The organism is Burkholderia sp. BCC0397, from assembly GCF_902832865.1.
In the GTDB taxonomy this organism is placed as follows: domain Bacteria; phylum Pseudomonadota; class Gammaproteobacteria; order Burkholderiales; family Burkholderiaceae; genus Burkholderia.
Genome location: NZ_CADFDL010000022.1, coordinates 77128 through 89457 on the forward strand (window position 1 = coordinate 77128; position 12330 = coordinate 89457).

Below are 12330 nucleotides of genomic sequence, written 5' to 3' on the forward strand. Positions count from 1 at the left end.
CGCGCGGCGCGACCGGGCTTCTTCGCGCCGAACCTGCACCACACATAAAAGACCGCCGATGATCCACACTGCCCGCCGCCCCCGTTATTCCCGTCCGCTCGCCGCAACGATCGCCGCGCTGCTCGCCTGCGCACCAGCCGTGTCCTTCGCCGGCTGGTACGAAATCGCGAACTACACCGGCACGATCGGCAATGCGCCGGTACACGTGTCGGTGCAGACCTACGACACCCTCAACCACAACGACGCGGGCCGCTCGCGCATCGACGGCAGCTACTACTACGACGCGCATCGCAAGCCGATCCCGTTGCGTGGCCACCGCGCGCCCGACGGCCGCCTGACGCTGTGCGAAGCCTCGTCGCCCGCGTCGAACGCCGACTCGCCGGTCGTCCCGGCCGCCTCGCCGTCACGGCCGAAGCCCTGCCCGATCGCGCTGAACGTCGCAGGAAAAACGGCGACCGGCACGTGGGACGACGGCCGCAAGACGCTGCCGGTCACGCTGAACGAAGTCGGCCGGCTGAACGACACCGACACGCAGCACCTACAACTCGACGGCAGCATCGATATCCCGATGTGGTATCGCACGAAGACGCACATGCTGGTCGGCGTCTACGCGCTGTCCGACAAGTGCGGCATCGCGATGCAGTCGCTGCGGGCCGTGAACATCGCGACGGGGCGCGTCGATCGTACGATCGCGCTCGACTGCGACGCGGGGATGGTGATGACGTCGATCTACGCGAACGTCAGCGGCACGCAGCCGCCGGGCCACGTGAGCGTCGAGTTTCGCGGCGGCAAGATGGGCTATCAGGAGAACGTTTCGCTCGGGCTGCCGTCGTCTTCATCGAAGTAAGCCGGCAGCGCTTACCCCGGAATCGCATACGTGTCTTGACTCGCCCGGCCGCTTCCGTTGACCGGGACGGACATCGCCCGCGCCATCGCCCGCCGCGCCCCGCTGCAAGCGCGTCACGCGCGTGCCCCGGGTCTTTCACGGATTGACCGCGGCGTTCGGCATGCCCGAGACTGCGCCGCTCGGGCCGTCATCGGGAGAACGTCATGCCGGACACCAGCACGGAGATCGCCACGATCTCGACGCGCGCCGTACGCGGCGCCGAGCGCGTCGACTTCTGGGTCGACCATGTCGCTCGCACGCTCGTGCGGATCGAATGCAGCGGAAAATCGTCCGAAGGGATCGATGCGTCGCTGAGCCAACGCGATCTCGGGCTGTTCCGCGCATGCGACATCGTCGCGAACCGGCATGCGGTCGTGCGCACGCCGCACAACATTCACGCGGACCAGCGCGACGCCGTGTTCATCTGCCTGATGCACGAAGGGCACGGCTATACGTTCCAGGACGTCGACTGCATGCAGCACGGGCCCGGCGACCTCGTGCTGTACGACACGTCGATGCCGTACGGTCACGGCTTTCCCGCCGACATGGCGATGACCGTGCTCGACGTGCCGCGCGACGTGTTCGAAGCGCGCGTCGGCCCGTGGCGCTACCGCAGCCTCGTCAAGATCGACCGCGGCGACGGGCTCGCGTCGTGGGCCGTGCGGCAGGTGGTTGCGCTGCTCGCCGCGCCGCAGGAGCCGACGCCCGACGCGCGCGAACGGCGCGCCGCCGCGATCCTCGATCTCGTTCAGTCGATGCTGCGGCTGCGCGACGGCGATGCATCGCCGACGAAGTCGACGGTCCACACGCTGTCGCGCGCGAAGGCGTTCATCGACAGCCATCTCGCCGACGACGATCTCGACAGCCGGTCGGTCAGCCGCGCGATCAACCTGTCGCCGCGCCAGCTCGCGCGCATCTTCGAGATCGAGGGGATGCCGCTCACGCGCTACATCTTCGCGCGGCGGCTCGAACGCTGTCGCGCCGACCTGCGCGACCGGTCGCTGAAGCACCTGACGGTCAGCGAGATCGCGTTCCGCTGGGGCTTCAACAACAGCGCGCACTTCAGCCGCAGCTATCGCGCGCGGTTCGGCGAGACGCCGAGCGACACGCGCGCGCCGGCCGACGCACGCTAGCGGCTGTTCCCGCTCCCTGCCGCTTCCTGCCGCTCACACCGCCACTCGCCGCGATGTCCCGGCGAGGCAAGCACGGCGTCCGCCCCGGTCAAATGGGGCCGCAGCCCGCTCGCTAAGCTGACTTCCTGCGCGGCGGCATGCGTTCCGCCGCCCGACAGCAAGGAGAAGAAGCGGGATGGAGACGTACGACCACATCGTCGTCGGCGGCGGTTCGGCCGGCTGCACGGTTGCGCACCGGCTGGTGAAGGCCGGCCGGCGCGTGTTGCTGCTCGAGGACGGCCCGAAGGACGACAGCCTGTTCATCCGGATTCCGGCGACGTTCATCCGCGTGCTCGGCACGCAGCGCACGGTGACGTTCGAAAGCGAGCCGCAGCCCGGCGCGGCGGGACGCAGGACCTACGTGCCGCAGGGCCGCACGCTCGGCGGCGGCAGCTCGGTCAACGCGATGCTGTACGTGCGCGGCACGCGCGACGACTACGACGACTGGGCCGCGCTCGGCTGCGCCGGCTGGGGCTGGGACGACGTGCTGCCCGTGTTCAAGCGCGCCGAATCGCATCTGCGGCTGTCCGAGCCGTACCACGGCACCGACGGGCCGTTGAAGGTCGGCGACACGCGCTTCCGGCATCCGCTGAGCCTCGCGTTCGTGAAGGCCGCGCAAGAAGCCGGCATCGCGTACAACGACGATTTCAACGGCGCCGCGCAGCATGGCGTCGGCTTCTATCACACGACGATCTTCGACGGGCAGCGCGGCAGCACCGCGGCCACCTATCTGGCCGACGCGATCGCCGATCCGAACCTGCGCGTGCTGACCGGCTGCCGCGTGACGCGCATCCGGTTCGACGGCCGCCGCGCAACCGGCGTCGAATGGCGCACCGCGAGCGGCGCGGCGGGATCGGCCGCCGCGCGCGCCGACGTCGTGCTCGCGGCCGGCGCGCTGAGCACGCCCAAGCTGCTGATGCTGTCGGGCATCGGCCCCGGCGCGCACCTGCACACGCACGGCATCGACGTGCTGCACGACAGCCCGGAAGTCGGCGCGAATTATCAGGACCATCTCGAAGTATCGATCTACGGCCGCAGCGATGCGCCCGTCAGCCTGCTCGGCGAGGATCGCGGATTAAGGGCGTTGCGGCACGGGCTGCAATGGATGCTGTGCCGCTCGGGCCTGCTGACGTCGAACGTCGTCGAATCGGGCGCGTTCGTCGACACGACGGGCAGCGGCCGCCCGGACATCCAGTTCCATGTGCTGCCGACGCTCGTCGGCGACGTCGATCGCGAACCGCTGCCCGGCCACGGCCTGTCGATCAACCCGTGCCTGCTCCGGCCGCGCTCGCGCGGCTCCGTGCAACTGCGCGGCAACGATCCGGCCGCTCCGATCCGGTTCGACAGCGGCGCGCTGTCCGATCCGGCCGACGTCGAGGGCCTCGTGCGCGGCGTCGCGCTCGCGCGGCAGATCCTCCGCGCGCCGTCGCTCGCACGCATCGTTCACGAAGCCGAGACGCTGACCGATGCCGCGCTCGCCGACTACGTGCGGCGTCGCGCGAAAACCGTCTATCACCCGGCCGGTACCTGCCGCATGGGCAACGACGCGCACGCGGTCGTCACGCCGCGTCTCGCGGTGCAGGGCGTCGACGGATTGCGGATCTGCGATGCATCGGTGATGCCGCGCATCGTGTCCGGCAACACGAACGCGCCGACGATCATGATCGCGGAGCGCTGCGCGGAATTCATGCTGGCGGCATGACGCGATGCGCGTGCGCATGCACCGCGCCGCGCCGAAAACGAAGCGGCGCGTGATGCACGCGCCGCCGCCGAACCACCGGTAAGCCGGCATCAGCCCCCAGCCGCACGCACCGCATCGCGCAGCGCCATCGGCGATGCGCCGTAGCGCTCGCGGATCGCGCGGCTGAAGTGCGCCTGGCTCGAAAACCCCCAGCGAAACGCGATCTCGCCGATGCTCGTCTTGCGCAACCGCGCGTCGGTCAGCTCGCGATGCGCGTGCGACAGCCGCTCCGACCAAATGTGCTGCGTGATCGACTCGCCTTCGGCCGCGAAGAGACGGCCCAGATGCCGCAGCGACAGCCCGACCGCCTCGGCGACGGCCTGCGGCGCGAGTTCCGGCTCGCCGAGATGCGTCGCGATGTACTGCTTCGCGGTCAGCAGGTACGACAGCGACGCCCGCGAGGCGCCCGCGCCGTTCACTTCCGCGTCGATGAGTTCCGCGACCAGCGTGCGCGTGTGCTCGGCGAACCGCGCGGCGTCGCGCTCGACCGGCGTCTTCATGAACCGCTCGACGCTCGCGCGCAAGGTCGCGCCGAGCATCGCGCCCGCGCCCGGCTTCGGCGCGATCCGCAGCGGCAGTGCGGCGAGCTCCGCATCGAGCCGGTCGTCGAACGTCGTGATCGGGATATCGATCAGCAACTGCCGCATCGGCGTCAGGAATCCGAACAGATAGGGCACGCGTGTGTCGTAGACGACGACATCGCCGGCTTCCGCGAGCAGGCAGCGGTCGCGCTGGATGAAATACGCGCGCCCGCTCACGATCTGGCACGCGAACAGCGACTCCTTCGGCAACTGGCGCACCAGCGCGGGGCTGCGCTCGATCACGTGATCCTGCCCGCTGATGTCGGCGATGCCGAGGCCCGGCAGCGCGATGTCGGTCTTCTCGACGTCGAGCCCGGCCGGCGACAGCGACGAACAGCGCAGGCCGACCAGCGTCGCCGCGTTGAACGCATCCCAGTACGCCATCCGGTCGCGCGCCGGCACGTCGGCCGTCGAGCCCCGCGTGCGTGAAAAAACGGTCGAATGCGTCACGTCGCCTCCTGCTGGCGCCTGTCGTGCGGAGCGGCACGGATTGGGAGATGGTTCGTCTGGATTCTGGTGCGATGCAATGTCCGGCGCGGTCAAGCAATTCGTCCCGCCCAGTCAAGAGCGGCGCGCACCGGCTGGCTAAAGTCGAGCCCACGACACCCATACACAAGGAGACAACCGTGGTCGACAAAGCCGTATCCGAATTCTGGCAAAACATCCCGGCGATTGCCAATCCGTTCAAGCCCGATGCGCGGCCCGAAGCCTACATCCCGAACGCGGCCACCGACGACGAGCGCTATTACGTTCCGTTCACCGAAACGGTTTCGTCGCGGCCGCTGTGGATCTCGCCGTCGCAGAACAAATGGTGCGACATCCTGATGGCGAAGGAAGCCGGGCTCGTGAACCGGCACTATCACCCGCACGAGGTGTTCGCGTACACGCTGTCGGGCAAATGGGGCTACCTGGAACACGAATGGACCGCGACGCGCGGCGATTTCGTGTACGAGACGCCGGGCGAAGGCCACACGCTCGTCGCATTCGATCATCCCGAGCCGATGCGCGCGTTCTTCATCGTCAAGGGCCCGCTGATCTGGCTCGACGACGCAGGCAATCCCGACGGCTACTTCGACGTGCATTCGTACATCGCGATGTGCAAGGCGCATTACGAGAAGGTCGGCCTCGGCGCGCAAGCGATCGAGAAGCTGTTCCGCTGACGCGCGGCGAGGCTCACGATGACTTCCCCTTCCTCCTCCAGGCCCGCCTGGACGTACGAGAACAGGCTGCTGCTGATCCTGTTCATGACGTTCGGCTTCGTGTTCTTCGACCGCCTCGCGCTGTCGTTCCTGTTCCCGTTCATGTCGGCCGAGCTGCACCTGACGAACACGCAGCTCGGCATGGTGTCGTCCGCGCTCGCGCTCACGTGGGCGCTGTCGGGCGCCGCCACCGGCGCATGGTCCGACGCGCGCGGCACGCGCAAGCCGCTGCTGGTCGCGGCCGTGCTCGGCTTTTCCGTGTGCTCGGCGCTGTCGGGCCTCGTCGGCGGCTTCGCGAGCCTGATCGCCTTTCGCGCGCTGATGGGCATCGCCGAAGGCCCCGTGCTGCCGCTGTCGCAATCGCTGATGGTCGAGAGCTCGACGCCGAGCCGCCGCGGGCTGAACATGGGCTTGCTGCAAGGCTCGGCCGCCGGCCTGCTCGGCGCGATGATCGGGCCGCCGGTCGTGATCGGCATCGCCACCGCATACGGCTGGCGCGAGGCGTTCTACGTGTCGTGCATTCCGGGCTTCCTGATCGCGTTCTGCCTCTGGCGCTGGGTGCGCGAAGTGCCGCCCGGCGGCGTGCGCCACGTGCAGGCCGATACCACCGCGGTCCCGGCCGCCGGCGGCGCGGCGGTCAGCCGCTGGGCGCTGCTGAAGGAACGCAACATCCTGCTCTGCGTGCTGATCAGTTGCTGCTTCCTCACGTGGTTCGTCGTGATCATCTCGTTCGCGCCGGTGTTCCTCGTGGAAAGCCGCCGCCTGTCGCCGTCCGACATGGGCGTCGTGATGACCTGCCTCGGCGCCGCGTGGGTGTTCTGGGGCTTCGCGGTGCCGGCGATCTCCGACCGGATCGGCCGCAAGCCGACGATGATCGGGTTCGCGCTGATCGCGGCCGTGTGCCCGGTCGTGCTGATCCACGTCGGCTCGGTCTGGGCGCTCGGCGCGCTCGTGTTCGTCACGTACACGGGCCTCGGCTGCTTCACGCTGTTCATGGCGACGATCCCGGCCGAAACGGTGCCGCCGCGCGCGATCGCGAGCGCGCTCGGGCTGATCATGGGCGCCGGCGAGCTGATCGGCGGCTTCGTCGCGCCGACCGTCGCCGGCTTCGCGGCGGACAAGTACGGCCTGCAGTTCGCGATGTGGACGTCGACCACCGGCGCGCTCCTCGCGTGCGTGCTGTCGTTCGGCCTCGTCGAAACCGCGCCGGCCGTGCTGCGCAAGCGCGCGCTCGCAGGCGCCGCCGGCCGCCTCGACACGCAAAACCTCGGAGGACGCTGACATGCGCGCACTTCAATGGCATGGCCCGCGCGACGTCCGTCTCGTGGAAATCGACACGCCGCGCGTCGGCCCTGGCGACGTGCGCATCGCGGTCGCGTATTGCGGCATCTGCGGCAGCGACCTGCATGAATACGCGGACGGCCCGCACGCGATTCCGGTCGACGCGCCGCATCCGCTGTCGCGCCGCACCGCGCCGCTGACGCTCGGCCACGAGTTCTGCGGCACCGTCGTCGAAGTCGGCGAAGGCGTGACGACGCTGCGCGCGGGCGACCGCGTCGCGGTCGAGCCCGAGTATCGCTGCAGCCAGTGCGCATACTGCCGCTCGGGGTCGTACAACCTGTGCGTGTCGATGGGCTTCGCCGGGCTGATGGGCGACGGCGGGATGGCCGACTTCGCGGTCGTGCCGGCCTACATGCTGCATCGCCTGCCCGACGGCGTGAGCCTCGAACAGGCCGCGGTGATGGAGCCGGCCGCCGTTGCGCTGCACGCGCTGCGGCGGGGCGAACTGCGGCTCGGCGACATCTGCGCGGTGTTCGGGCTCGGGCCGATCGGCCTGCTGCTGATCATGCTCGCGAAGCTGCAGGGCGCGACGACGATCGTCGCCGTCGACGTGTCGCCCGAACGGCTCGCGGCGGCCACGCGTTTCGGTGCGACGCATGCGTTCGATGCGCGCGGGCTCGATGCGTCCGCGTTGCAGGACGCGATTCGCGCGGCCACGGGCGGGCTCGGCGTCGATACGAGTTTCGAAGCGGCCGGATTGCAGGCCACGTTCGAATCGGCGATGCGGGCACTGCGCAAGGGCGGCCGCGTCGTGATGGTCGGCTTGATGCCGCACGCGGGCTTCGACGCGTTTCGCGCGGTCAACGACGAGCTGACCTTCACCGCGAGCGTCGGCTATCGGCATGCGTACGAAGACCTGCTGCGCATCGTCGCGTCGGGCGCGCTCGACCTCACGTCGATCGTCACGCGCACCGTAGCGCTCGAAGATGCCGTCGCCGACGGCTTCGACGCGCTGCTCGCCGATCGCACGCAGATCAAGATCCTCGTTTCACCCGCGCAGCGGCCGGCCCGTCGCGCATCCACCATCGGGAGTGTCGAGCATGAATCGTCAGTGGGCGTTTGACGGGCGGTCGGTCGTGGTGACGGGCGGCACGTCGGGCATCGGCGCGCGCACCGCGCTGCGCTTCGCGCAGGCCGGCGCATCGGTCGTCGCACTCGGGCTCGACGCAGTCGGCCCGCATGCACCCGTGCATGCCGGCATCCGCTGCGTGGAACTCGACGTGGCCGACGGCGATGCACTGACGCGCACGATCGCCGCGCTGCCGCGGCTCGGCGTGCTCGTCAACGGCGTCGGCATCAGTCGGCACGCGGACGAATACCGGATGGACCAGTTCGAGCACGTGCTGAACGTGAACCTGACGTCGGTGATGCGGGCATCCGACGCCGCGCGGCCCGCGCTGGCGGCGAACGGCGGCAGCATCGTCAATATCGCGTCGATGTACACGTACTTCGGCAGCAAGGACCGGCCCGCGTACAGCGCGAGCAAGGGCGGCATCGCGCAACTCACGCGTTCGCTCGCGCAAGCGTGGGCCGATCGCGGCATCCGCGTGAACGCGGTCGCGCCGGGCTGGATCGACACGCCGCTCAGCAGCGGGCTGATGGCCGACACGCAGGCGTCGCGCCGCATCCTCGAGCGCACGCCGCTCGGGCGCTGGGGCACGGCCGACGAAGTCGCGGAAGTGATCCTGTTCCTGTGCTCGCCCGGCGCGTCGTTCGTCACCGGCGCGGTCGTGCCGGTGGACGGCGGGTATTCGACGGTCAAGCGCGGCGCATCGGCGCGATCTGCCGATGCCCGTTGCGCGTCACGGCTCCGCTTGACCGTCGCTGAACCGGGTTCGCCCGGCTCAGTTTTCTTCATATCAATCAGTAGTCCGACTAAAAAATATCCGACTCGATCGGACCATGTGAGGAGCACTTTGGAGATGACGAAAAAGACCTTTCTGGCGCTCGCGGCCTGCACGCTTCCGGCCGTGGCGTTCGCCCAGAGCAGCGTGACGATGTTCGGGCTGATGGATGCCGGCATCAGCTACGTCAGCAATCAAGGCGGCCATGGCGCCGCAAAATTCGACGACAACATCTTCTTTCCGAACCTGCTCGGCTTCGAAGGCAAGGAGGATCTCGGCGCGGGCACGCGTGCGATCTTCCGGCTCGTCAACCAGTATTCGCTCGGCAACGGCTCGATCATCGGCGGCGGGCTGTTCGCGCGCACGGCCTATGTCGGGTTGCAGAACGACCGGTACGGCACGCTGACGCTCGGCAACCAGTACGAGTTCATGGTCGATTCGCTGGCCGCCGGCGGCAACGAGATCGCGCAGGACCTCGTCGGCCTGTACGGCTTTCGCAACGGGCCGTTCGACCGGCTCGCGCTGCCGAACAACCCGACCGGCGCATTCGACTGGGACCGCGTCGCCGGCAGCAATCGCGTCGCGAATTCGGTCAAGTACACGAGCCCGTCGCTGTCGGGCCTGACCTTCGGCGCGCTGTACGGTTTCGGCAACGTCGCGGGATCGATCGGCGCGAACAACACGGTCAGCGTCGGCGCCAGCTACGACAACGGCCCGTTCGGCGCGGGCGCCGCCTATACGAACCAGAAATACGGCGCGGCCGACGGCCTGCCGCCCACCAGCGTACGCAACTGGGGCGCGGGCGTGCACTACACGGTCGGCACGGTCACGGGCAAGGCGCTCTTCACGACCGTGCACAACGCGCAGAACGGCGCGGGCGCGTGGTCGGCGGAAGCCGGCGCCGCGTGGCGGCCATCGCCGGTATGGGTGATCGGCGCGAGCTACACGTACATGAAGGGCAACGACACGCTCGACAACGCGCATGCGCACCAGCTGCTCGCCGCCGTCCAGTACTGGCTGTCGAAGCGCACGATGGTGTACGTCGCGGGCGTGCATCAACGCGCAAGCCGCGGCAGCCACGCGCAGATCAACGGCGTGATGGACGCGAACGGCGCATCGAGCGGCGCGTTGCAGTCGGTCGCGCGGATCGGGTTCAGTACGCGGTTCTGATCCGCGCGGCGTGTCGGCATTCCGGCGTTCCGGCATCCGGCGCGACTGACGACGAAGGCGCGGCGCCGGGCCGCTGCCTTCGTCCCCTTTCAACGACGGTTACCGCAATGGACCGCCCGTGTCGCGCATCGCCGCATCCCGACACTGCGACGGCGTGACACCGAAACGCCGGCGGAACAGCCTCGCAAAATACGCGGGATCGGAGAATCCCGACTGCAACGCGAGGCGCGTAATGCTCGCACCGTCGGCGCCGGTCTGCGACAGCACGTCGTAGCACTTCTCGAGCCGTAGACGCTGGATCATCGCCTGCGGGCTTTCGCCGACCGATTCGAACGCCTGGTAGAGCGTGCGGCGACAGACCTTCAATGCGGCCGCGATCCGATCGGGCGACAGTTCGCCGTCGTCCAGGTGCTGATTAATGTAGTGCTGCGCGTCGCGCAGCAACGCCTCGCGGAGCCTGCGCCGCGACGCGGGCGCCGTGCCGTCCGCAAAATCGATTTCCTCGGCGATCAGCGCCGCCACCAGCTCCAGCACACCGAACCGGCTGCGCGGATTCATGCGCGGGCCCTCGGCGATCATCGCCTGCAAGCTGGCGAGCGCGACGGCCGCGCCGCCCGTCGTCGGCATCGCGCGGCCGATTGCGTGCCGGGCCAATGCCAGCAGCACGTCGTGATTGGCCACTTCACACAGCATCGTGACGAACTCGCCGCCGGTGTCGCTTTGAATCCAGTACGGACTGCTGGCCTCGTACAGTGTGAAATGCCCGGGCGGCACGAGCACCTCGCACGCACGCTGTTCGAGCGTCGCCGCCCCGCTCAGTTGCCAGATCACCTTCACATAGCGGTGCTTCAGCGTCCCGCACGCGTCGCGCCCGATGGAGGCGCTGTGCGCGCTTGCCGACACGCGCGCGACGCGGCAGCGCGCATGATCGAACACGTCGACGCGAGCGTCGAATTCGCCGGATGCGCCGGCGCTCAGTTCCAGCGGAAAGAATCGATGCCGGATCTGCTCCGACCAGCACGCAATGCCGCCCTCCCGCCGCCGCGAAAGCGCTCCCGACTCGATCATGATGTTCATCTCCAGAAGAATCCGGCTTTCAAGTCCGTCCGTTACCTGGCCGCCTGCATCCATACACCGCAGGCGCGATGATCGACTCGTCCGACTTCCCGGTCGTGTGCGGCGACGCGTGCCGGTCATACATCGAGGGGATCCGATCGAAGCATACGACGCGGCCGCGCAAAAAAAAATTCGCATAACGCTCATGCCCGGCCGGGACGCTACCTGACGCGATAAAGATTTCACCTAGATGCACCGCACTCCTGACGGCTCTGCACGCAAACACATGCGACCGGCGGTACGGCGCGGCACCCTGCTGACCAGCGGCCCCCCCATCCGTTCGGGTTTGCCGGGTCACGCCGTCAAACACACCGCCCGAAGACGAACAGCGGCCACTCATGCGCCGCAGCAGGAAACAAACGATGAAAAAGCTACGCATTTCCCTGATGCTTTCCGCGCTCGCCGCCGCGCACGGCGCTCATGCGACCGAAGGCGGCGGCTCCGTGTACCCGACGGGCGCGGAAGGTTACCTGTGCTGCGCGCTGCCGCCGCCCGGGCTCTATGCGCTGATCTATACCGAGCGCTACCACGCCGGCGAACTGCGCGACAACGATGGCCGCAACGTCGCGCCGCCGGATTTCAGCATCACGGCCTATGCGGTCACGCCGCGGATCGTGTGGGTGACGCCGTACACCTTCGCCGGCGCGTCGCTGGCCATGCATGCGCTGCTGCCGCTCGTCACGCTCGACGTCCACGCGGGCGGGCAATCGCAGCGACGGACCGGCATCGGCGACATGACGTTCGGGCCGGCGCTCGGCTGGCACGTCACGCCGACGCTCCATACGCTGCTCGCCGTCGATGTCTTCGCGCCGACCGGCCGGTACGCCAGGAATGACCTGGCCAACCTGGGCCGGCACTACTGGGCGATCCAGCCGATCGCCGGCGTCTCGTACGGCGGCCGCACCGGGCCCGTGTTCGACGCCAAGGTCATGTGGACCCTCAACCGGCGCAACCCCGCGACGGACTATCGGTCCGGCCAGGAGCTCATCGTCGACTATTCGGCGGGCTGGGGCTTCGGCAACGGGCTGACGCTCGGTGCGGGTGGTTACTTCTATCGGCAGATGACGGATGATTCGCAGGCCGGGCAGACCATCGCCGGCGATCGCGGCCGTTCGTTCGCGATCGGCCCGTCGATCAAGTACGACAGCGGAAAGGGCTGGTTCGTGACTGCCAAATACCAGATGGAAACCGACGTGCGGAACCGCCCCGAAGGCGCGGCATTCTGGCTCAAGGCCGTGTTTCCGCTGTGACCCGAACGGGTCCGCGCCGGCATCGGCCGG

At 68.7% G+C, this 12330-nt stretch carries 10 protein-coding genes and 1 pseudogene; 9 read left to right on the top strand and 2 right to left on the bottom strand.

The window, feature by feature from the left end; all coding sequences use genetic code 11:
• Positions 1–58 precede the first annotated feature (58 nt).
• From HWX03_RS36005 to HWX03_RS36015, 3 genes are all read left to right on the top strand, one after another.
• On the top strand, positions 59–847 hold the full coding sequence (locus tag HWX03_RS36005; RefSeq protein WP_244132869.1) for a hypothetical protein: 789 nt from the start codon (positions 59–61) through the stop codon (positions 845–847).
• Positions 848–1050: 203 nt separating this feature from the next.
• Positions 1051–2019 (top strand): helix-turn-helix domain-containing protein, encoded by a 969-nt coding sequence (locus HWX03_RS36010; protein ID WP_175874581.1) that lies wholly within the window; start codon positions 1051–1053, stop codon positions 2017–2019.
• A gap of 175 nt (positions 2020–2194) precedes the next feature.
• Positions 2195–3760: a GMC family oxidoreductase N-terminal domain-containing protein gene (locus HWX03_RS36015; protein WP_175874582.1), complete on the top strand. Its 1566-nt coding sequence runs from the start codon at positions 2195–2197 to the stop codon at positions 3758–3760.
• An 89-nt stretch (positions 3761–3849) separates the two neighbouring features.
• On the opposite strand, the gene HWX03_RS36020 is transcribed toward HWX03_RS36015, so the two are convergent.
• A complete protein-coding gene (locus HWX03_RS36020; protein ID WP_175874583.1) occupies positions 3850–4830 on the bottom strand; it encodes a helix-turn-helix domain-containing protein in 981 nt (326 codons plus the stop codon).
• 176 nt (positions 4831–5006) lie between these two features.
• On the opposite strand from HWX03_RS36020, the gene HWX03_RS36025 reads away from it, so the two are divergent.
• The 5 genes and pseudogenes from HWX03_RS36025 (at position 5007) to HWX03_RS36045 (ending at position 9934) form a co-directional block, all read left to right on the top strand.
• The gene (locus HWX03_RS36025) at positions 5007–5540 is read left to right on the top strand and encodes a 2,4'-dihydroxyacetophenone dioxygenase family protein (RefSeq protein ID WP_175874584.1); all 534 of its coding nucleotides are present in this window, start codon (positions 5007–5009) and stop codon (positions 5538–5540) included.
• An 18-nt stretch (positions 5541–5558) separates the two neighbouring features.
• A complete protein-coding gene (locus HWX03_RS36030; RefSeq protein ID WP_175874585.1) occupies positions 5559–6860 on the top strand; it encodes an MFS transporter in 1302 nt (433 codons plus the stop codon).
• Position 6861: 1 nt separating this feature from the next.
• The gene (locus tag HWX03_RS36035) at positions 6862–7983 is read left to right on the top strand and encodes a 2,3-butanediol dehydrogenase (RefSeq protein ID WP_175874586.1); all 1122 of its coding nucleotides are present in this window, start codon (positions 6862–6864) and stop codon (positions 7981–7983) included.
• A pseudogene (locus HWX03_RS36040) lies at positions 7961–8680 on the top strand (SDR family oxidoreductase); the annotation flags it as partial. The gene HWX03_RS36035 and the pseudogene HWX03_RS36040, both read left to right, overlap by 23 nt.
• Before the next feature lie 162 nt (positions 8681–8842).
• Positions 8843–9934, top strand: a complete 1092-nt coding sequence (locus HWX03_RS36045) for a porin (RefSeq protein WP_175874604.1) — start codon at positions 8843–8845, stop codon at positions 9932–9934.
• A 99-nt stretch (positions 9935–10033) separates the two neighbouring features.
• On the opposite strand, the gene HWX03_RS36050 is transcribed toward HWX03_RS36045, so the two are convergent.
• A complete protein-coding gene (locus HWX03_RS36050; protein WP_244132870.1) occupies positions 10034–11002 on the bottom strand; it encodes a helix-turn-helix domain-containing protein in 969 nt (322 codons plus the stop codon).
• Positions 11003–11412: 410 nt separating this feature from the next.
• Here HWX03_RS36050 and HWX03_RS36055 point away from each other — a divergent pair, with 410 nt between their 5' ends.
• Positions 11413–12300 (top strand): transporter, encoded by an 888-nt coding sequence (locus tag HWX03_RS36055; protein ID WP_175824244.1) that lies wholly within the window; start codon positions 11413–11415, stop codon positions 12298–12300.
• Positions 12301–12330: the final 30 nt, after the last annotated feature.